The 21209-nt window shown below is 52.3% G+C and carries 16 protein-coding genes and 1 tRNA gene; 7 read left to right on the top strand and 10 right to left on the bottom strand.

Annotation, left to right across the window (positions count from 1 at the left end; genetic code table 11):
* Window positions 1-604: 604 nt before the first annotated feature.
* Window positions 605-1123: a hypothetical protein gene (locus VFT64_02985; GenBank protein HEU5046786.1), complete on the bottom strand. Its 519-nt coding sequence runs from the start codon at window positions 1121-1123 to the stop codon at window positions 605-607.
* A gap of 301 nt (window positions 1124-1424) precedes the next feature.
* Entirely contained in the window at window positions 1425-3788 is a 2364-nt protein-coding gene (locus VFT64_02980; protein HEU5046785.1) for a hypothetical protein, read from the bottom strand.
* 360 nt (window positions 3789-4148) lie between these two features.
* Between VFT64_02980 and VFT64_02975 the strand changes: the two genes are divergently transcribed.
* Genes VFT64_02975 through VFT64_02965 form a run of 3 tightly spaced genes read left to right on the top strand, consistent with a single transcriptional unit; the run spans window position 4149 to window position 9163 of the window.
* Entirely contained in the window at window positions 4149-5510 is a 1362-nt protein-coding gene (locus tag VFT64_02975; protein ID HEU5046784.1) for a TolC family outer membrane protein, read from the top strand.
* 3 nt (window positions 5511-5513) lie between these two features.
* The gene (locus tag VFT64_02970) at window positions 5514-7634 is read left to right on the top strand and encodes a type I secretion system permease/ATPase (protein ID HEU5046783.1); all 2121 of its coding nucleotides are present in this window, start codon (window positions 5514-5516) and stop codon (window positions 7632-7634) included.
* Window positions 7635-7636: 2 nt separating this feature from the next.
* On the top strand, window positions 7637-9163 hold the full coding sequence (locus VFT64_02965; GenBank protein HEU5046782.1) for an HlyD family type I secretion periplasmic adaptor subunit: 1527 nt from the start codon (window positions 7637-7639) through the stop codon (window positions 9161-9163).
* Window positions 9164-9840: 677 nt separating this feature from the next.
* Here VFT64_02965 and gstA read toward each other — a convergent pair.
* Window positions 9841-10461: a glutathione transferase GstA gene (gstA, locus tag VFT64_02960; protein HEU5046781.1), complete on the bottom strand. Its 621-nt coding sequence runs from the start codon at window positions 10459-10461 to the stop codon at window positions 9841-9843.
* Between the two features lie 114 nt (window positions 10462-10575).
* On the opposite strand from gstA, the gene VFT64_02955 reads away from it, so the two are divergent.
* Together VFT64_02955 and VFT64_02950 are read left to right on the top strand one after the other, a co-directional pair.
* A complete protein-coding gene (locus VFT64_02955; protein ID HEU5046780.1) occupies window positions 10576-10938 on the top strand; it encodes a helix-turn-helix domain-containing protein in 363 nt (120 codons plus the stop codon).
* A gap of 175 nt (window positions 10939-11113) precedes the next feature.
* A tRNA-Gln gene (locus VFT64_02950) sits at window positions 11114-11188 on the top strand.
* 60 nt (window positions 11189-11248) lie between these two features.
* Here VFT64_02950 and VFT64_02945 read toward each other — a convergent pair.
* Complete coding sequence (locus VFT64_02945) at window positions 11249-11614, bottom strand: hypothetical protein (GenBank protein ID HEU5046779.1); 366 nt, start codon at window positions 11612-11614, stop codon at window positions 11249-11251.
* 159 nt (window positions 11615-11773) lie between these two features.
* Between VFT64_02945 and VFT64_02940 the strand changes: the two genes are divergently transcribed.
* Together VFT64_02940 and VFT64_02935 are read left to right on the top strand one after the other, a co-directional pair.
* On the top strand, window positions 11774-13657 hold the full coding sequence (locus VFT64_02940) for a tetratricopeptide repeat protein (protein HEU5046778.1): 1884 nt from the start codon (window positions 11774-11776) through the stop codon (window positions 13655-13657).
* Window positions 13658-13665: 8 nt separating this feature from the next.
* Window positions 13666-14178 carry a DNA-deoxyinosine glycosylase gene (locus tag VFT64_02935; protein ID HEU5046777.1) on the top strand — a complete coding sequence of 171 codons (513 nt, stop codon included), beginning with the start codon at window positions 13666-13668 and terminating at the stop codon, window positions 14176-14178.
* Window positions 14179-14182: 4 nt separating this feature from the next.
* On the opposite strand, the gene VFT64_02930 is transcribed toward VFT64_02935, so the two are convergent.
* The 6 genes from VFT64_02930 to carA form a co-directional block, all read right to left on the bottom strand.
* Complete coding sequence (locus VFT64_02930; protein HEU5046776.1) at window positions 14183-14320, bottom strand: hypothetical protein; 138 nt, start codon at window positions 14318-14320, stop codon at window positions 14183-14185.
* Between the two features lie 83 nt (window positions 14321-14403).
* Window positions 14404-15465, bottom strand: coding sequence for a quinone-dependent dihydroorotate dehydrogenase (locus VFT64_02925; GenBank protein ID HEU5046775.1), 1062 nt, complete (start codon window positions 15463-15465; stop codon window positions 14404-14406).
* Window positions 15466-15471: 6 nt separating this feature from the next.
* Window positions 15472-15948: a hypothetical protein gene (locus VFT64_02920; protein HEU5046774.1), complete on the bottom strand. Its 477-nt coding sequence runs from the start codon at window positions 15946-15948 to the stop codon at window positions 15472-15474.
* Window positions 15949-15969: 21 nt separating this feature from the next.
* A complete protein-coding gene (gene carB, locus VFT64_02915) occupies window positions 15970-19326 on the bottom strand; it encodes a carbamoyl-phosphate synthase large subunit (protein HEU5046773.1) in 3357 nt (1118 codons plus the stop codon).
* Between the two features lie 49 nt (window positions 19327-19375).
* A complete protein-coding gene (locus VFT64_02910; GenBank protein HEU5046772.1) occupies window positions 19376-19654 on the bottom strand; it encodes a hypothetical protein in 279 nt (92 codons plus the stop codon).
* Window positions 19647-20813, bottom strand: coding sequence for a glutamine-hydrolyzing carbamoyl-phosphate synthase small subunit (gene carA, locus VFT64_02905; GenBank protein ID HEU5046771.1), 1167 nt, complete (start codon window positions 20811-20813; stop codon window positions 19647-19649). The genes VFT64_02910 and carA overlap by 8 nt, the downstream gene beginning before the upstream one ends.
* Between the last annotated feature and the right edge of the window lie 396 nt (window positions 20814-21209).

Genomic DNA, 21209 nt, shown 5'->3' with positions numbered 1-21209 from the left:
TTGAGCAAATACAGAATCGCTAGTAGCATTACTGATATAAGCATTCAGTGTCACTTTTGCATTAATTGCTGCAGCAACTGTGTTCTCTGAGTTAATTCGCCATATTGGCTCCAGCACCTGAAAAGATTCTGCCGTAGGGTTACCTAGATCATCAGTGAGCGGTATAGTTGGCAATCCCGCATCAGTTAGTGCTGTGTTAAAATTCTGTAATATTGTAGATTCTTGTACTTTCAAATATGCTGTGGCTGCAGTTTGATCAATAGTGTAAGCATTAGGCGTAGTTGAAGTTGTTGCCACATTGGCATAATCATTCATGCCAGAACCTAATCCATCATAACCACTATACAAGTTTAATGTAGTTTTTCCGCTGACTGTAGCTGACCGTGAATTCATTTGTGCAACAGTATTACTCATTTGCGCACTGCTATAAAAGTTCCGCAAGATAGTTGCCTGCTCTGGAGAAAGAAGTCCTTGATATGCTGAACGGGCAAGAGCTTGGTTAACATAGAAATTGACAGGATTTAACATAGAACCCTAATTTTTGTGCATGATTATGATTTAATTGTAGATTTTGCCCAGCTTTCGCGGCAAAATTGCTTCGTAGCTATATAGCCTCTGGCATAGTTTTATTGTAAGCCTTTGCCCAGTGCTCGTAGTTTGGCATTCGGTTCGGATATTTCTTCGCAATGCTATCCATATTTTTATCGATCAACACTTGGTAGCAATATGGTTTTATACTTTCGGCATTAGCACCCTGCACATGCACATCAAAAGCTTCTTTAATAAGTGCTTTAATTTCTTGATACTCTTTATCGGTCGGAGCCTTATCCAATCCTTCTGTTAATCCCTTTTGCAAGCTATCTTCCAAAATGAACAGGGTATTAACTCCTGGCTTGGTAACGTTATCGGGATCATTCTCTTGCTGCGGCAACGCCATGCGAGTTCCAATAAAAGCTACCTTAAAGAGAAACTGCAAATCCCCTTTGCTAAAACGGTAAGTACGATACTCTAACTGCTCCCCCCCAGTTGTTCCACCTACAGAACGTGGTACCAACGCTATTGTAATGCCCTTGCTTTTATCCACAATAGCATGATGGGGGGTCTTAATAACTTCAAACGTCATATTTCCTCGATGAAACTTAATTCTGTATTAATGCGAGCAGTATAATAATACTCCAAATGCAGCAAGATGTGTCTTTATAGAGCGCCGTTTTTCAAACTTTGCTATATTTTGGATGTTCGTTTATGTGTGCCAATTATGTACTCCGACCTTTAACATCAGAATATGCTTCTTATCAAGCATAAATATCTTCTTTATTCGCTATTACGTTGGCAAAAGATCGGTACGGCTTATTATTCGATTCAAATACAAAAAGGGCAGAATATTGAATTCTGCCCTTCCCTGTAACAACTATCACTCAGTCTCAATGCCAGCTTGCTGCGAGCGTGCTTTGCAGTGTCGGGTCGGTCGGCATTGCAGTGGCGGTGGTGGGGTTGAAGCCTGCATGGTTGGCGCTGTAGGTTGCCATTGCCTGAACAAGCTTTGCTAACTGCGAGTCAATAACGCCGTCCTCCGCATGAATACTACCTAGCTGAGAATAGCTGTTGGCATACCAATTCTTAATCGTTACATGGTCGGTAGAACTAATAAAATCCAACTGCAGGTTATTGCCCACACGTTCAAACCATACGTTGTTTTTGGATATACCTATAAGATCCAGTTCACCGCTTGCACCTGCATTGGTTGACACACCATTGATGATAGTTTCCTGTATATTATTATAGCCGAACTGGTATTGATTACCATTACCCTGCACTGTCAGGTTTGTACCGCCTATGGTTGCTGAAGCTCCGGCGGCAAGGGTAATCGTGCTCTGGTTACTGGCTTTCACCATCTCTCCCGTACCTTTAATGTATATATTGCTGTTATTTCCCGTATTTACAGTATCGTTATTACCATAGATATACAGGTTATCATGCGTAGCTGCGTTGATTAGATTGTTGTTACCGGAGATGATGGCGCTTGCATTATCTGCCACATTAACATTAGAGCCTGAGGTATACACTGAATCCATAACAGATGCAGAAGTCACCTGCCCGTCACCTTCCACGACGACCACATTTCCGGGAGCCACGTTTATGGCGTTATGCGTGCCGTTCAATACAATCGTGCTGCCGGTGACGGAAGTGCCGAAGATCTTATTGTCATTGCCGGTAATGTTAACAATATCGTGGCTGCCGAGATTCACCGTATCGCCCGTGCCGCTCAGGTTCACCGTGGAACTATTTCCGACATTGAGCGTGCCCGCAGAAAGATAGGCGTTGTCGGTATTGGCTGCGGTAGCATTCGCACCGTTGCCAAGCATGGTTACATGGTCGCCATTCGCGGCATGCACAGTATTGCCTAAACCGCTCATAAACACGTTGCTGTTTGCTCCTGCTGTGGTGGCATTGTTATTGCCATAGGCAAAAATATCGTCATTACCTTGTCCAGTGATGGTATTGCCGTTGCCGGAGATGAGAGCGCTTGCCGTCTGCGCCAGGGTGATCCTGTCGCTGGTGGCATAGAGCGTATCCATGATATCCGAATTGGTCGTCTTGCCGTCGCCTGCAACGCTGATGTTATTGCCCGCGCCTGCCGTGACAATATTGCTGGTTCCGCTGATGAGCGCGATGTTGCTGCCTGTCACGCCACCCGCTTTCACGGTGTTATTGTTACCGTTTACATTCAGGTCGTCATGGTTGCCCAGGTTAATCGTATTTTCATTCCCCTGCAGGCTTGCGGAGCTGGAATCACTCATGTTCAGCGTGCCATTGACAAGCTTAACATTATCAATCGCACCCGCAGTCGTGGTCTGGCCGTTGCCCGAGATGTTGATCGTGTTGCCGTCTACGCCATTGATCGTGTGGCCTTTGCCGGTGACCTGCAGCGTTTCATACAGTGCCATATTGATTATGTCGCTGCCGCCATTCACCGTTGCATCCGAACCGGAAGCAAGGTTAACCGTGCCGCTATACATATTCACGATGTCGACACCGCCATTGCTGCCGTCCTGCGAGTTGCCGGACACATTCACGATATCTCCCTTGGCAGCCGTTACGGTATTTGAACCGCCGTTAACAGTAACGGTAGAGCCTGACGATGCGGAAATCGTGTTGCCGTTACCGCTGACATAAATATTCTCGAACGGGCTTCCCGTGATCGTGTCGCTGTTGCCGTAAATAGCCGCGCTCGATGTGCCGAACAGTTTGATCACATCGCTATTGGCATATACCGTATCCATGCCTGTGGTAGTTTTGCCGTTTCCAGCAATCGTGATGACATTGCCGACGCCTGCGGTCACCGTGTTATTCTTACCGCCCACAAACGCGATAGTGCTGCCGGTGATGGAAGCCGCATATACTGTGTTGTTATCGCCGTTCACGTTGACGTTGTTGTTGTTTGATGCATTCACCGAATTGCCCGCGCCGTTGACATTGAACGAGACACTGCCGGAAGTGTTCACGAGACCGTTTGACATATTGATCGTATCGAATAAAGCCGCATTCGTGGTCTGGCCGTTGCCGAGAATATTGATCGTGTCCCCGTCACCTGCGGTTACGGCGTTGCCGGAACCGTTCATATAGACCGTGCTGGTCGTGCCCACTGTCGTGTTATTATTATTGCCGTATTCCGCAATATTTTCACCGGTGCTGCCGGTCACCGTATTGTTATTGCCCGTAATATTGGCCGTGGCATTAGCAGCAAGGTTAATGGCGGCATTGGATTCATTGAAAATCTGTGTCATAAAGCTTCCAGTATTAGTAGGTTATATGGGGAAGTCCCGGAAAGAGTCCGGCACTATTGTTGCCACTGGTTTACCAACCTCTTCTCCCATAATCAAGACACATATTTATCAATATGTTATGTTGCCTCCGCGCCACACAACCTCCCAAAAAGACACGCACCACCCCAAAGGATTGATTGTATCATTTGCACATTGGCAACAGGTATTTTTGTCTTTTTATAGCACGAATAACACAAAATCTGCTGTACATAACGTTAACTGATGTTAATAGTCCTCCGGTAGAAAATATCAGGCGTTTACGAGATTTATAGGTTGCGTGTCCGGATGCAGAGTAAGTTAGGAATGTGGTTGGCGGTTGCAGTGGCAGTATGTCCCCTTGCAGCCAGTGCGGTGGAAACATTGGAAAGTGCATGGGCGGATGCATATGGACTTAATCCGTCCTTACAGGCACAGCGTGCCGCTCTTCGGGCCACGGATGAACAGGTCTCGCAGGCGCTGAGCCACTGGCGCCCAAGTATTGACGCAAATGCGCATGTCGGAAGAACCTGGCAGCGTGTGCCGGGACTGGATGTATTCGGCAGCGGACATTATGCCAGCGAGGCTCATGGAGGCGGTGTCAAACTGACCCAGCCGATTTTCCGCGGCTTCCGCACGATTGAAGAAACCGAAGCCGCCAAGCAGCAGGTGATGGAAGGTCGTGCCAAGCTCCAGCAGGCTGAGCAGCAATTATTTCTCGATACGGCCACAACCTTCCTGCATCTCGTACGCGATCAGGCGATTCTTGACGCCCAGCGCGACAACGTGCAGGTGCTGAAGGATAAGCTTACGGAAACGCAGGTGCGTTACCAGCATGGCGATCTTACCCAGACCGATGTGCAACAGGCGCAAGCCCGCCTTGCGCGCGGCGAAGTCAGCCGCATGCAGGCCGAAAATTCCGTGGAGGAAGACCGTGCCAGCTACCAGCGGCTCATAGGCCATATGCCGGGCACATTGAGCAATAAACCCGCCGCATTGGCATTGCCTGCGACACTGGAAGATACACTCCAGAAAATCCCCCATAATCCGGGCGTCACCAGTGCCGAATTCGCGGTTGAGGAGGAAAAGGCGGAGGTCAAACTTAACAAGGGCAGCCTGTTGCCGGAAGTGAATCTGGTTGCCAGTCGCGACCGCGACTGGGGACAGAGCAGCACGATTCCGGGCCGCGAGGATTCAAGCCAGGTGATGGTGCAGGCTACCATGCCGCTTTACCGTTCAGGAGAAGATTATTCGCGTATCCGCGCAGCCGAACAGACTTTGACGCAGCGCAAGATGGAGCTGGACGAAGCGCGCCATAAAGCAACAGAGGATGCCCGCAACGGCTGGATGTCCCTGCTCACAGCACGCACGGCAAGTGATGCCGATAGAAATGAAGTCACGGCTGACACCAAAGCACTCAAAGGCGTCACGATCGAATCCAAGGTCGGCACACGCACAATGCTCGACGTGCTCAATGCCGAGCAGGAATTACTCGATGCCAAAATCGATCTCGCCCGCTCACAGCATGACGAACAGCTTGCCATGGTGCAAATTCGTGCAGCTATCGGCGAACTGACGGCCGATCAGCTTAAGCTTCCGGTTACTTATTATGATCCTGCAACGCATTATAACGATGTTAAAGGCCAGTGGATCGGGTTCAGCAAGGATGATGCCCAGTATCAGGTTCCTACTTCCGGTGAGCAATAATTTATGACTGAAGATTCCACTGAGCTCCAGCACCCTACCGCCATCGCCGCACTGGTGTTGATGCTGCGCTTTCATGGGATCGCGGTGGAGCCGGAACATCTGATCCATCAATATGGTAAGGCACTCGGTGTGACCGACCTTGTACGCGCTGCGAAAGAACTTAAACTCAAGGTACGTGCTATTACCTCGCAATGGCAGGAGTTGGCCGATTTAAGTCTTCCTGTCATTGCCCAGCGCCGCGACGGCAGCTTTGTTATTTTAGCCAAAATTTCCGATGACGGTGCATTGGTGCACGATCCGGCCATCGGCGCACCGCAGCTGCTTACCCGCGAGCAATTCGAGGAGCAATGGAACGGCATACTGATTCTCATGGCACGCCGCGCTGGCCTATCCGAACTCGCGCGCCGATTCGATGTAACCTGGTTCCTGCAGGCCATGCATAAATACCGCCGTTTGCTGAGTGAGGTATTGGTTGCTTCATTCTTCCTGCAGCTTTTTGCCCTGATTTCACCGTTATTCTTCCAGGTGGTGATCGACAAGGTGCTGGTGCATCGCGGCATGGAAACACTCGACGTTCTGGTTATAGGCCTTGTGGGTATTTCACTGTTTGAAAGCGCACTAACGGCGCTGCGCACTTATGTATTTTCCCATACGACCAGCCGTATTGATGTTGAATTAGGCGCGCGCCTGTTCCGCCATCTCGTGGCGCTGCCGATTGCCTATTTTGAATCCCGCCGCGCAGGCGATAGTGTAGCGCGCGTGCGCGAGCTTGAGAACATCCGTAACTTCCTGACCAGTTCCGCCCTTACGCTTGTGATCGATGTGTTTTTCACCTTCGTCTTTCTCGCCGTCATGGCGTGGTATTCTTTGTGGCTGACTTTTCTCGTTCTCGCATCGTTCCCGTTTTATATTGTGATCTCGGCCTGTGCGACGCCGCTTTTCCGCCAGCGCCTAGATGAAAAATTCAATCGCGGCGCAGAGAACCAGGCGTTCCTCGTTGAAAGCATCACCGGCATTGAAACGCTGAAGGCTACGGCAGTGGAACCGCAGATGCAGCGCAAATGGGAAGAACAGATTGCCGGATACGTGCATGCAAGTTTCCGCGTGCTCAATCTCGGCAACTGGGCGAGCCAGGGCGTGCAGCTGGTCAGCAAGCTCGTAACAGCCGCAACACTTTATTTCGGCGCCAAGGCCGTGATTGCCGGGGATCTTACCATCGGTGAACTTGTCGCGTTCAACATGCTGGCAGGGCGTGTAGCACAGCCGGTATTGCGATTGGCGCAGCTCTGGCAGGATTTTCATCAGGCAAAAATCTCTATCGACCGACTCGGCGATATTCTTAATGCACCGCCGGAACCACTCTTTACTCCCGGACGCACTGCCCTGCCCGCTATCAAAGGCACGATCAGTTTCGAGCATGTCGGTTTCCGTTACCGTTTTGACGGCCCGGAAATCCTGCATAATGTGAACCTGACGATTCAGGCCGGACAGGTACTGGGGATTGTAGGTTCGTCCGGCTCCGGCAAATCGACTTTCGCGAAGCTGGCCCAGCGCCTTTATGTGCCGGAGAAAGGTCGCGTGCTAGTGGACGGCGTGGATCTTTCGATGGTGGATGTTTCCTGGCTGCGCCGTCAGATCGGCGTAGTGCTGCAGGAAAACATGCTGTTCAACCGCTCCATTCGCGACAATATTGCGCTGGCCGATCCCGGCATGCCGATTGAGCAGGTTGTTCAAGCTGCGCAGCTCGCAGGCGCGCATGAATTCATTCTTGAACTGCCACAAGGCTACGATACTCCCGTCGGCGAACGCGGAGCCAGCCTTTCCGGCGGCCAGCGCCAGCGCATCGCCATTGCCCGCGCGCTGGTGACAAACCCGCGCATCCTGATATTCGACGAAGCGACGAGCGCGCTGGATTATGAGAGCGAACGCATCATCCAGCATAACATGCAGTATATCGTCAAAGGACGCACGGTCATCATCATCGCCCATCGTCTTTCCGCCGTGCGCCATTGTGACCGCATCATCACGATTGAAAAAGGCCATATCGTCGAGGACGGCCCGCATGACCGGCTGATTACGCAGAATGGCCGCTACGCCACCCTCTGGAACATGCAGGGAGGTTAACGATGAAAAAACTATTAGTACATCTGCCCTCCAAATGGATTCGTAAAGGCGCTGAACAGGCGCAGGCAGGCTGGGAAGCTGTAGACGGAACCCGCAGGCTGGAACATCTGGTCAAGAAGGCCGAGACTGCGTTGGATATTGCCACCTCCAAATCGCACAAAACCGAGTTCCTCCCGGCGGCGCTTGAAATTATCGAGACCCCTCCCTCTCCGGCCGGGCGCATGGTCGCGGGCAGTATCATCTCTTTCTTCGTCATCGCACTGTTATGGGCTATTTTCGGATCGGTCGATATTATTGCGACTGCCACCGGTAAAATTATTCCTACTGGACGTATCAAACTCATCCAGCCGCTGGATAGCGGTGTTATTCGCGCCATCCATGTGCAGGACGGGCAGAAGGTTAAAGCGGGTGATGTGTTGATTGAGATCGACACGACCATCAGCGAAGCGGAACGCGACCGCCTGAAAGGCGAAACCATGCAGGCCATGCTCGATGTCGCAAGGCTCAAGGCCGCGGCAGCATTTGAATCCGGCAAAAAGGATGACGGCTTTGTTGCCCCTGAAGGTGCAACTGATGCCCAGATCACATTGCAGGAAACGCTGCTGCATAATCAGCTGGATGAAATCCGCGCCAAGCTGGATGGGCTTGACCGTCAGATTACCCAGCATGAGGGAGATCGAGATTCGGTGAAAGCAACTATTGCCAAACTGCATGACAGTATTCCTTATCTGGAAAAGCGTTCTGCCGCTCGCGACTACCTGGCCAAGAAAGGCTACGGCTCCAAGCTTGAAGCACTCAGCACAAAGCAGGATCTGATCGAGCATCAGGGCGACCTGCAGGTGCAGCAGGGCAAACTGGCAGAAGCAGAGGCTACGGTCGCGGCACTGCATGAACAACGCAAGCAGACGGAAGCCGAATACCGTCATACGACATTGAAAGACCTTGCAGAAGCAGAACAGAAGGCTGACAGTCTGCAACAGCAGCTTGTGCAGGCCGCGCAGAAATACCGCCTGCAGACACTCACTGCTCCGGTAGACGGCACCGTGCAGCAGCTTGTCGTGCATACAGTCGGCGGGGTGGTGACGCCTGCCCAGCAGCTTCTTGCCATTGTGCCCGCCACGAGTCATCTGGAAATTGAAGCGATGGTGAAGAATCATGATATCGGTTTCGTCCATGCAGGACAGAAAGCGGAAATCAAGATCGATACGTTCAACTTTACCGAATATGGGTTACTGCATGGCGAAGTGGAATCCGTTTCCCGGGATTCGATCACGCAGGAAAAGCCTCCGGGTGATAAGAAGCAACCGAACGGCGCCAGTGACAGCAGCAGCGAACCCGCAGGGCAGGAATTGCTTTATGCCGCACGCGTCAGCCTGGATAAAACCGCTATGCCTGTGGATGGCCAGCTTGTGAATCTTGAACCCGGCATGGCTGTCACTGTGGAAATTAAGACTGGGTCTCGTCATATCATTCAGTACCTACTCTCCCCACTGCGGCGTCATACGCATGACGCTTTCAGGGAACAGTAATGCCGCTACGTGAGTATTTTTGAATTTTGGGATTGAGTGTTAGGGTGCGGGAACTCTCCAAGCTTAAAAGCACTCTTCGTACTTCAAAGCAACAGGATACTAAGAACCGGTAGTTTCCTACCCCCGCAAGTTCTTTTATAGCTGGAGATCAGCGTTGCCGAGGCCGACTCGCACGTAGTATGATTCCTTCCAGATTCAACACCCTCTTTTCCAAATCGGCGATCTGGACGGCCTGACGAGAGGACTTCGTTAGCTTCCATCCGATTCCCGCAGCTCCGATGAAGGTAGCCCCGGTAAGAATGAACTCGAAGGGTTCCCACAAGGGCATCATCCATAGGCCAACATCAACAAGCAAGAGCCCAATCACGCCGACAAGAGCTACTAAAACAAACTTACCTGCCGGTGTCATTCTTGTAGACACGCCTGACTCCTTTCTGGGGTCAAGTCAGCAAAACATTCCAGCAATGTGGTAGTGGATAAACCTCTATCCACTGAAGCCCCTTTCCGTAGCGTTTTTACACTTACAAAAATGGCGTACCCTATCACATTAGACCATTAACCTTTTTGTTTCAATTTAGGATTTGTGAAGATTGTGTGAAGAATGCCTTAATATATAGAATATTCAAAAAGAAAGGCTTTACGGCGAACCGTAAAGCCTTTGGAGTTTGCCTATAACATTAAGCCGCTTTGGCGCTGGCGCCTTCTGCCTCCAGTGCTTCTTGCACATGCGGGCGGGCGGAGACGCGTTTCATATAATCCACCAACACCGGCCAGGCTAAAAGATCGGTCACCACAGCCTTATGCCAGGTCAGGATGGTGAACAGATACGCATCCGCGACGGTGAACTGGTCGCCCAGCAGGTACTGTTTTCCTTTAAGCTTATCCGCAACGAAATCGTAGTTTTTCTTGATCTTGCCGATATAGGCCTGTTTTGCCTGTTCCCCGGCTTCCGCAACATGGAAGATCGCCCAATGGGATTTGTGCATATCGGTACTGATAAAATTCAGCCATTCCTGCAGGCGCACGCGCTCCATCGTGCCGGATTGGGGAGCGAGGTTCGCTTCCGGTTTCAGGTCGGCCAGATACTGCACGATGGCCGGACCTTCCGTCAGAATTTCCCCGTTATCCAACTCCAGCACCGGCACCACGGATTTGGGATTGATCTGATTGAAATCCTTGCCCGAACTGGTTTTCTTGGTTTTCAGATCCACCTTTTCGAGCGTGAAGGGAAACCCCGCTTCACACAATATGATATGCGGGGAAAGGGAGCAAACGCCGGGGGTGTAATATAGCTTCATAAATATCTCCTTTAATTGTTACAAATCATCACTGGTTAACGATTACAAAATATGCTATTAGTATGTTTAAACAAGTAGGTACCTTAAAGTAACTAATTACCTGTAAGTAACCATATGGCTCCCAAGCAGCAATTCCGCGATGTCCGCGACTATAGCGATATACGATGCCCCATGCATGGGCTGCTGACGTTACTCACCGGCCCGTGGACCACATATATTTTATGGCTTATCCATCAGAACGGCCCGATGCGTTTCGGTCAGATCAAGAAACAGATGCCCGCGATCTCCGCTAAAGTGCTGACCGACCGCCTGCGCATGCTGGAAGATGCCGGAATCCTGAACCGGCACGCGGAAGCGACCATCCCGCCCCGGGTGAGCTACAGCTTTACCAAGCGCGGCCATGAACTCAACGACCTGCTGGACCACATCAACGAGCTTGCGATTTCATGGGCCACACCGGGCCGGAAGAAGGCGTAGTCTAGCATCTGGATTATTTCTTTGAGACAGGCAAAAAAGCGGGTTTTATAAATATGTTATAAAATACCATGCCTGATTTTCCTTATATTTTTAAGGATATGTGGCACAAAGTAGGAAATTTCCTTCACAATATGCTTGCTTCTTGCGGCTTGTCACGATTATAACGTCCGCTAGTTGGGGTGTAGCCAAGCGGTAAGGCAGTGGATTTTGATTCCACCATTCCCAGGTTCGATCCCTGGCACCCCAGCCAACCTCCCCTTCGGCACCGTCCGTTTAAGTCCGCAAAATACTTACTGATCAGCTTCTGCCCTCACAGTTCATCCTCTTCCTCGGCCACCAGATTATCCAGATCCGTTTTCCTGAGTGACAGGTAGCGAGGCTGTGCACCATGCCCCTCGACCGGGTAAAGCCCCTGCTTGGTTATGATGCCGTGAATAGCTAATTTCTTGATAAAAATTTCCAGCGCCCCGAGTGCTCCGGCAGGAGCCCCGCCTGCCTGCAACCGGTATAATTGTATGCCGCCATAATATTGCGGCACTTTTGCTTTCAGGAAAGGTTCGCTTCCTACTTTCACGGCTTCCCACGCAACGGTGCGAAGCCATTTTAGTATGACATTCTCATCATGCGTCAGGGATATACTGTTTAACGGTTTCAGAGCGGCAGGTTTTATATGCATACTATCCTCCTGAATATGGGCCAAATCATACTCCACTATTTCTTAAGATGCTATACATTCAGCATCGGCACATCCGGGCGTATCGACAAAGTCTGTACTCAATCGTTGCAATATTGCATTCAGGCTTTATGGTTTTAGCAATCCATCAAGGAAAAGCGGATGCAACAGACTCCTTCCAGTAACGATCGCTTAACCCAGGCCATGGCGCTGCACCAGGCGGGGAATCTTGATGAGGCGGAGAAGCTTTACCGGCAGTTGCTGGCCGCTTCCCCGAAGAATGCGGATGTGCTGACGCTGCTCGGTGTGATTGAGATTCAGCGCGGTGCGCCTGCGAAAGCTATAAAATTTCTGGATAAGGCTATCGCCGCTAACCCTAAACATGCGATGGCGTATCATAATTACGGCAGCGCGCTGGCCATGCAGCATAAATATCGCGAGGCGCTTGTTAAATACGATGCCGCCCTTTCCCATAACGCAGAAAATCCCGACACGTACTACAGTCGCGCAACGGTGCTATTCAGCCTGAAGCGGTTTCAGGAGGCCGTAGAAAGTTGCCAGAAGGCGCTCACCTTTGCTCCTGAAAATGCAGTTGCCTGCAATACCTGCGCTGCCGCCCTGCTGCAGCTGAAACGGTATGAAGAGGCGCTGGCTTATTGCGACCGCGCGATCATGCTGCAGCCCGGTTATGCGAACGCCCATAACAACCGCGCCATTATCCTGCAGCGATTGAAGCGATATGAGGAAGCGCTGGAGAGCTGCGACCGCGCTCTCACCCTATCTCCCAATCATGCGGAAGCGCATAGCACGCGCGGTTCCATCCTGCGGAACCTGAAGCGCTATGATGAAGCGCTGGCAAGCTGCGATAAGGCGCTGGGCATTATACCCGGCTTCGCAGAAGCGCATAATAACCGCGGGAATGCTCTGCTGGGCTTAAGAAGGTATGAGGAGGCATACGCCGCTTATCATGCCGCGCTCGCAAGCAAACCCGATTATGCAGAAGCGCATAGCAATCTCGGTTTCATTCTCCAGAATCTGCAGCGCTACAGCGCAGCGCTCATAGAGTATGAGAGAGCTATCGCGCTCCAGCCGGATTATGCGGAAGCCCAGATTCACAGGGCCCTGCTCAAGCTGCTGCTCGGAGAGTTCGAGGAGGGCTGGAGGGAATATGAATGGCGCTGGAAACATGCCGACACCAGCAGCGCCGATGCGAGGCCGTTCGAACAGCCTCTGTGGCTAGGCGCGGAACCGCTTGCGGGCAAGACCATCCTGCTGCATTCGGAACAGGGATTCGGGGATACGCTGCAATTCTGCCGCTATGCTTCCATGGTGGAAGCGCTGGGAGCCAATGTCATAATGGAGGTGCAGGCTCCGCTGGTTCAGATTGTCTCCAGTGTCGCCGATTATTCCGGGCAGGTGATGGAAACACAGTGTTTCACGGGAGAATTTGATTTTCACTGCCCGCTCATGAGCCTGCCGCATGCTTTTAAAACCACCGTTGAAACCGTTCCGGCGCAAGTGCCTTATCTGCATGCCCCCCCTGCAACGCTGCTTGAATGGCAGGCGCGGCTCGGAGCGAAAACGCGGCCGAGAATCGGCATCGCATGGTCGGGCGCCGCCAAGCATGTGAACGACCATAACCGCAGCATTGCGCTGCATCTGCTGCAGCCCCTGCTGGAGATGGATTTTGAGTTTTTCTCACTACAGAAAGAAGTGCGGGAAAGCGACGCGGCGTTTCTTGCGTCCTCTTCGATTACGCATCTTGCTCATGAGCTGAGAGATTTCTCCGATACGGCGGCGCTGGCATCCGAGATGGATCTGGTGATATCGGTGGATACATCGCTGGTGCATCTGGCGGGCGCGCTTGGAAAGAAGACGTGGGTGTTGCTGCCCGTTGTGCCGGATTACCGCTGGCTGCTGGACCGGGAAGACAGCCCTTGGTATCCCACGGCACGGCTTTTCCGGCAGCAGGAAATCAACGACTGGGGCGGCGTTATCGCGCGCGTTGTAGAAGCATTACGCCATACTCCACCCGATGCTGTTTAAGGTGCGTCATGCAATGCACCGGATTTGACGCTGTAGCGGACAAGGATGCACGGGTGCTTATTCTGGGCACGCTGCCGGGCGCTGAGTCGCTGCGGCAGGGCGAATATTACGCGCTCAGGCATAACAGTTTCTGGTGGATCATGGGTGAGCTTGTCGGCGCGTTTCCTGAACTGCCCTATACTGAACGGCTGGCGCAGCTGAAACGACATGGTATTGCATTATGGGATGTCTGCCATTCGGCGCTCAGGCCGGGAAGCCTCGATTCCAATATTGCGCCTGACAGCATTATCGCCAATGACTTCGCCGGATTTTTTGCGCCGCACAAAGAAGTAGCGCACATCTTCTTCAACGGGCAGAAGGCGAATGAATTGTTCCGGCGCAAAGTGACTTCCCTGCCTGCTCGCGCCGCTGCGATTCCTCATACAGTGCTGCCTTCCACCAGCCCCGCCCGCGCCAACATCACGCGCGCACAAAAATTGGAGCAATGGCGTAAAGCGCTTGGCGAATATATTGTCCGTTAGAAAATTAGCTAGCTGACCGGGGTTCTACCTCAAACAAAGCAAGAACAGCACCCCAAGATACCTTGCCATTCATAATACATAAAGATTTTACAGATACTTGTGATGTATTATGCGTGTTTTTTGTGGGGGTACGATCCGTCATGGCTTGCTCCTTTTGATGTGAGAGGAAGCCCATATTAGATCGAATTCGTTAATATTATATTAACGGATATCTATTAATTGAAATTAACGATGTTCCGCCCCGATAGCTTCGCGGATATGCTTAAAGCCATCGCGCTGAAGCATCCCGGCAACCCCCTCATTAATCTCGCGTACCAGCCCAAATCCTTTATAGACGAGGGCCGTATAGAGCTGCACAAGCGAAGCACCTGCCTTGATCTTTGTGTAGGCATCTTCCGCCGAGCCGATACCCCCTACACCGATCAGCGGGATCTTACCTTCCGACAGGCGGTAAATATCGCGCAGTGTCTGCGTGGAAAGCTCAAACAGGGGCCTTCCGCTCAAACCTCCGGTCTCGTTCGCATGGCAGCTGCTTAGGCCCAGCGGACGTGAAACGGTAGTGTTGGTGACGATCAGCCCGTCGATATTATGCGCCAGCGCCACTTCGACAATATCTTCCTTATCGCGGTCAGAGAGATCGGGCGCAATCTTGTAAAGCAAAGGTTTGCGTTTCTTATGCGCCAGCGCGAGTTTCGTGCGGCGGTTTTCCACCTCCATCACCAGCCCGGAAAGCGCCTCTTTGCGCTGCAAGTCACGCAAGCCTACCGTGTTTGGCGAGGAAATGTTGACGGTGATGTAATCCACCTTATCATACACGCCTTCCAGCAGCGTGGCATAATCATGCACGGCATCCAGCGAATCCTTATTCTTGCCGATATTCGCGCCGACGATTCCCGCCCGCCTGCGTTTCTCCAGGTTCTTCACAAATACATGCATTCCGTGGCTGTTGAAACCAAACCGGTTGATCACGGCTTCATCTTCCGGCAGGCGGAACAGGCGCGGTTTCGGATTTCCGGACTGGGGCAACGGCGTCACCGTGCCCGCTTCTACGAAGCCGAATCCCTGCGCCAGCAAAGCGTCCACTGCTTCAGCATGTTTATCGAATCCCGCGGCCATACCGACAGGGCTTGCGAATGAAAGCCCGAATACTTCGGACGCAAGCGAGGGGAACTCCGCCTTACGTGCTGGCGGCACCAGGCCGTTCTTCAAAGCCGCAATGGCTGCATTATGTGCGGTTTCTGCGGGCATCATTCGGGCGAAACGGCCGATTACTGAGTAATAATCCATATATTCCTACTTTACAGGGGGTGGTGTGGCCGTCTGCTGGCCTTCCGGCTCGAAAATGGAAAGCACGTCCGAAGCGGGGGTACGGGGGCTAGAAGGCTGTGGCTGACTGGGAAGCTGAGTTTGTCCGGAAGCGGCCTTGGCCGCTGCTGCAGCTTCAGCTGCCGCGTTCGGTGCATCAGGCGTTTTAGGGTGTGGCGCGGAAGCGGCAGCGCCTTTGACAATCGCATCGGTTTTGCCGGCCTCATTTTTCTGGGGAGTCACAATGCGGGATTTTCCTACGCGCTTCTCCGAGCGGAATGAATCATGCATATATTTATTTTCCGGCATTGGCATGCCCTTGCTATTGCCATAGCGGTGGCGCGCATTACCAAGCGGGAAGAACTTCTTTCCCCTGATAATGACGATCTTGTTTTCCTGTTCCGTCGCACCGCATATCGAGGCGGGCAGCACCAGAAGCAGGATCGCCAGAATGACCAGACGCATAGCCTATACCGGTGCAGTTAACTAAGCTGCAAAATAATCCTGCAGCGGGCATACCGTCAAGCCGTTACCGCGCATGGCCTCGATCGCCTGCACCAGCGCGCGCGAGCCTGCGAGCGTCGTGGAGTAAGGGATCTTGCCCAGTAGCGTTGTACGGCGGATGCTGAATGAATCGGCAATGGATTTCGCGCCTTCAGTCGTGTTGATTACGAGCGCGATCTCTCCTTCCCTGATCATATCCACGATATGCGGGCTGCCTTCATACACTTTATTGATGCGCGAGACTTTCAAGCCGTTACCTTCCAGGAATTGAGCAGTGCCTTTTGTAGCAACGATCTCAAATCCCATCTGCAAAAGCTTTCCTACTGCCGCCAGCATAGGCTGTTTGTCGGATTCCTTGACCGAGATAAATACTTTGCCTTTGGAAGGCAGGTGCGTACCCGCTGCGATCTGCGCTTTGGCAAATGCACGCGCGAAATCGGTATCGATGCCCATCGCTTCGCCGGTGGATTTCATTTCCGGTCCCAGAATCACATCCACGCCGGGGAAGCGCGCAAACGGGAAGACGGCTTCTTTTACCGAGAAGTGACGTTTCTTCGCCAGAGGAATACTGATGCTGCCTCCGGTGCCGCTACGCAGGACTTCCTGTACAATTTCATCGCCTGCGGCATCGGCATGGACTCCCGCATCTTTCATGACCTTTCGCAAGGTTTCACCTGCCATGATACGGGCAGCAAGCTTGGCCACCGAAACGCCCGTTGCCTTCGCAACAAACGGCACAGTACGGGATGCGCGCGGGTTTACTTCCAGAATATAGATAACATCGTCTTTGACCGCGAACTGCACGTTCATCAGGCCGACAACCTTCAATTCCTTTGCCAGCGCGATGGTCTGCGCCTCAATTTCTTCTAACACTGCGGAAGAAACAGAATAAGCCGGCAGCGAGCAGGCAGAGTCACCGGAATGGATACCCGCTTCCTCGATATGCTCCATGATGCCGGAGACATAGACATCCTTGCCGTCCGCCAGCGCATCCACATCCATTTCGATGGCGTCTTTCAGATAACCGTCGATCAGGATCGGACCGTCGCCAAACGAATGGATAATTTCCTGCGTATATTTTTTCAGTGTTTCAGCGTCATGCACAATCGCCATTGCACGGCCGCCCAGAACATAAGACGGACGCACCACAACCGGGTAACCGATCTTCTGCGCCTGCTCCACCACTTCAGCGGCGGAATGGCAGATATGGTTGGCAGGCTGGCGCAGGCCCAATTTATGCAGCAATTGCTGGAAACGCTCGCGGTCTTCCGCAAGATCGATCGAATCGGGTGAGGTGCCGATGATCGGTATGCCTGCCTCTTCCAGATGCTTGGCGAGCTTCAGCGGCGTCTGGCCACCGAACTGCACGATTACGCCGAGCAGCTTGCCGTTTTCCTGTTCCTTGCGGACAATCGCGATCACGTCTTCTGCTGTCAGCGGCTCGAAATACAGGCGGTCGGATGTGTCATAGTCCGTCGAAACCGTTTCGGGGTTGCAGTTGATCATGATGGTTTCAAAACCGGCATCCTTCAACGCATATGCCGCATGGACGCAGCAATAGTCGAACTCGATCCCCTGCCCGATGCGGTTCGGTCCGCCGCCGAGAATCACCACTTTCGTGCGTCCGGTCGGATTGGATTCGCAACTGGTCAAGCCTGCTTTGCCTTGCACAATATTGCCGCTCGGCGCTTCGTATGTGGAATACATATAAGGCGTAACGGATTCGAATTCCGCCGCACAGGTATCCACACGCTTATAGACGGGATGAATATTGTATTTGTTACGCAGCGCTGCGATATCCTTTGCCTGGCAGCCGCAAAGCTCTGCTATACGGGCATCGCTGAATCCCTGTTGTTTCAGGTAGATTCCTTCGTTGCTCAATGCAATGAGAGCTTGCTCCGGAGTATTTTTCTGCGCGATCAGAGCTTTGAGTTTCTCTTCTGCCGCTACAATTTCCGCAAGCTGTTCGACAAACCACGGATCGTATTTGGTGATCTCATGCACTTCCTTTTCGCTCATGCCCAGACGCAGCGCCTGCGCAATCTGCAAGATACGTTCCGGGGTCGGGATCGCCATGGATTTACGCAGATCTTCCAGCGTGCCCGGACGGTCGTTTAAGCCGGTCAGGCCGGTTTCCAGCGAACGCAGTGCTTTCTGCATCGACTCCTGGAAGGAACGACCGATTGCCATTGCTTCGCCCACGGATTTCATTGCGGTGGTCAGCGTGGGGTCCGTGCCCGGGAATTTCTCGAACGTAAAGCGCGGGATTTTGGTCACGACATAATCGATCGAAGGCTCGAAGGACGCAGGCGTTACTTTGGTGACGTCATTGAGGATTTCGTCGAGCGTGTAGCCCACTGCGAGTTTTGCCGCGACTTTTGCAATCGGGAAGCCCGTTGCCTTGGAAGCCAGTGCCGAGGAGCGCGACACGCGCGGGTTCATCTCGATCACCACCATGCGGCCATTGGCTGGGTTCACCGCGAACTGCACGTTCGAGCCGCCCGTATCCACGCCGATTTCACGCAGCACCGCGAGCGATGCGTCACGCATGATCTGGTATTCCTTGTCCGTGAGTGTAAGCGCCGGAGCCACCGTAATGGAGTCACCCGTATGCACGCCCATCGGATCCACGTTTTCAATAGAGCAGATGATGATGCAGTTGTCCGCTTTGTCGCGCACCACTTCCATCTCGTATTCTTTCCAGCCGAGCAATGATTCATCAATCAGTACTTCCGTGGTCGGCGATGCATCCAGACCGCTCGTGACAATCTGCTCGAACTCTTCTTCCGTATAAGCGATGCCACCGCCCGTGCCGCCCATGGTGAAGGACGGACGAATGATTGCAGGCAGGCCGACATGCGGCAGGATTTTCTTTGCTTCTTCGAGCGTATGCACAACGGCATTCTTCGCTACGTTCAGACCGATGCGTTCCATCGCTTCATTGAAGAGCTGGCGGTTTTCCGCTTTATCAATGGATTCGAGCTTAGCACCGATCATCTCAACGCCGAATTTTTTCAACGTGCCGTTTTCTGCAAGCGCTTTTGCACAGTTAAGCGCGGTCTGGCCACCCATGGTCGGCAGCAATGCGTCGGGGCGTTCTTTTTCAATAATCTTGGCTACGAATTCCGGGGTGATCGGTTCAATATAGGTTGCGTCCGCCAGCTCCGGGTCCGTCATGATGGTCGCCGGATTGGAATTGACGAGAATGACGCGGTAACCTTCCGCTTTCAGCGTTTTACAGGCCTGGGTGCCGGAATAGTCAAATTCACAGGCCTGACCGATAATGATGGGACCCGCACCAATAATCAAAATGGATTTTATATCACTTCTTTTTGGCATTTCTACGACCTTATCCGTTTATCCATCATGACAACACTTACATCACCCATCACAGACATTCTATTTTCCATGTATGGATTACATTCAATCCGCCGAACGTATCTTCTACATCCGTATCATCTGCTTTTTTATCGAAGCCATTAGGACATACCCTCCTAGACTCTTCTGTCATATATTCCAGCACTTCTGCGGGCTGTGTAGTGGAATCCGGCTCTTTAAAAACTACTTTATATTGTTCTGGTTTCTGAGCATTTAAACGCATGCTCGTAGCTTGCTGGCAACCCGTCAGCAGTAGAATAAATGCTATATAGAATGCCTCTCTACGCATTATTCATCATTCCCACAAACTTCTCGAACAGGTACAGGCTATCATGCGGCCCTGGGGAAGCTTCCGGGTGGCCCTGGACACAGAAAACCGGTTTGCTCTTATGCTTCAGTCCCTGGATTGTGCCGTCAAATAGCGAGCGGTGCGTCACTTCTAGTTCCGGCGGCAGATCTTCGCTCACCACAAAGCCGTGGTTCTGGCTGGTGATTTCAACTTTGCCCGTTTCCAGATGTTTTACTGGATGGTTTGCGCCACGATGGCCCTGATGCATCTTTTCCGTCTTGCCCCCGAGCGCCAGCGCCAGCATCTGATGACCCAGACATATACCGAACACCGGAAGGCCGGAATCCACAAGCTTACGAATCACCGGAACCGCATACTGGCCGGTCGCTGCCGGATCGCCGGGACCGTTGGACAGGAACACGCCATCCGGCTTCAGCGCCAGAATTTCTTCCGCCGACGTTTCCGCCGGAACAACTGTTATCTTGCAGCCCAGGCTTGCCAGACAGCGCAGAATATTGAGCTTCTCACCGTAATCGACCGCCACCACATGATGTTTGATGGTCTGCGGTTTGCTGCCCGTCAGCAGGAGGCGCGGTTCGATCCATTCGTACGGTTTTGCAACCGTCACTTTCTTCGCCAGTTCCATACCTTTAAGTGAAGGATGGCGTTTCAGTTCTTCATATGCCTGCTGCAGTTTCTGCATACTGAGCGGTTCTGAGCCTGCTATAATCGCTACATTCTGCGCACCGTTCTTGCGGATATGACGGGTCAGCGCGCGCGTATCCACTCCACTGATACCCGTAATTTTCTTTTTAATCAGCCAGTCGTCGAAATGCAGCGTAGCACGGTAGTTGGAGGGTTCCGTGATCCCCTGGCGCACTACAAGCCCGCATGCTCCGAGATGCCTGCCGGAATCGCTTTCTATATCCTGCGCGTTGCAACCGACATTGCCGATATGGGGGAAAGTAAAAGTAACGATCTGGCCATTATAGGAAGGATCCGTCATGATTTCCTGGTAACCGGTCATTGCTGTATTGAAGCAAATTTCCCCGAAAACCGTTCCGGCGGCGCCCAGCGCCTTTCCATAAAATATTGTTCCGTCCGCAAGCAACAAGGCTGCGTTCATATGTGAAGGCAGTTCGTTATTCTCTCTTAACATTTAGGGGTGTACTCCGTCGAATTTTGCGGACTCTAAGGGCAAAGCTTCCCGGTGTCAAGCGCACTGTTCAACAATCTTGGGTTCTTACCAGCAGCATCTTTTAGCAGATGACCCCTTGGCACATCCCCCTCAGGAGACGACCAAGGAGCCACCGCTGAAACGCCGGCCTGGTACTGATCCGCCGTTTCATTATTCATTATCGGCCGCAGCTCGTGCAGCTCATTGCTGCGTCAGAGTTTACTTTGCCACAGATGCAAGTCCATCCGGGCAAACGCGGACGCAGAATAGATGCAATAATCCGTTTCAACATTGCACGCACACCTCCCTTCCCAAATCGTTCTGGACAAGGGGGCCTAGTCTTGTTTCGGTCAGCAAGACACAAACGAAGCCGCAGGC

This window comes from Rickettsiales bacterium (genome assembly GCA_035765535.1).
Taxonomy (GTDB): Bacteria; Pseudomonadota; Alphaproteobacteria; order Rickettsiales; family JABCZZ01; genus JABCZZ01.
The sequence above is the reverse complement of the archived record's forward strand: the minus strand, read 5'-3'. Positions and strand labels throughout refer to the sequence as shown.

What these genes read in the sequence shown, in the direction of transcription:
- VFT64_02985 (HEU5046786.1), bottom strand. Translation starts at nt 1,123, where the DNA reads ATGACGTTTGAAGTTATTAAGACCCCCCATCATGCTATTGTGGATAAA.
- VFT64_02930 (HEU5046776.1), bottom strand. Translation starts at nt 14,320, where the DNA reads ATGACGGATCGTACCCCCACAAAAAACACGCATAATACATCACAAGTA.
- carA (HEU5046771.1), bottom strand. Translation starts at nt 20,813, where the DNA reads ATGTTAAGAGAGAATAACGAACTGCCTTCACATATGAACGCAGCCTTG.
- VFT64_02925 (HEU5046775.1), bottom strand. Translation starts at nt 15,465, where the DNA reads ATGGATTATTACTCAGTAATCGGCCGTTTCGCCCGAATGATGCCCGCA.
- VFT64_02955 (HEU5046780.1), top strand. Translation starts at nt 10,576, where the DNA reads ATGGCTCCCAAGCAGCAATTCCGCGATGTCCGCGACTATAGCGATATA.
- VFT64_02970 (HEU5046783.1), top strand. Translation starts at nt 5,514, where the DNA reads ATGACTGAAGATTCCACTGAGCTCCAGCACCCTACCGCCATCGCCGCA.
- VFT64_02935 (HEU5046777.1), top strand. Translation starts at nt 13,666, where the DNA reads ATGCAATGCACCGGATTTGACGCTGTAGCGGACAAGGATGCACGGGTG.
- gstA (HEU5046781.1), bottom strand. Translation starts at nt 10,461, where the DNA reads ATGAAGCTATATTACACCCCCGGCGTTTGCTCCCTTTCCCCGCATATC.
- VFT64_02940 (HEU5046778.1), top strand. Translation starts at nt 11,774, where the DNA reads ATGCAACAGACTCCTTCCAGTAACGATCGCTTAACCCAGGCCATGGCG.
- VFT64_02980 (HEU5046785.1), bottom strand. Translation starts at nt 3,788, where the DNA reads ATGACACAGATTTTCAATGAATCCAATGCCGCCATTAACCTTGCTGCT.
- VFT64_02945 (HEU5046779.1), bottom strand. Translation starts at nt 11,614, where the DNA reads ATGCATATAAAACCTGCCGCTCTGAAACCGTTAAACAGTATATCCCTG.
- VFT64_02910 (HEU5046772.1), bottom strand. Translation starts at nt 19,654, where the DNA reads ATGCGTAGAGAGGCATTCTATATAGCATTTATTCTACTGCTGACGGGT.
- carB (HEU5046773.1), bottom strand. Translation starts at nt 19,326, where the DNA reads ATGCCAAAAAGAAGTGATATAAAATCCATTTTGATTATTGGTGCGGGT.
- VFT64_02965 (HEU5046782.1), top strand. Translation starts at nt 7,637, where the DNA reads ATGAAAAAACTATTAGTACATCTGCCCTCCAAATGGATTCGTAAAGGC.
- VFT64_02920 (HEU5046774.1), bottom strand. Translation starts at nt 15,948, where the DNA reads ATGCGTCTGGTCATTCTGGCGATCCTGCTTCTGGTGCTGCCCGCCTCG.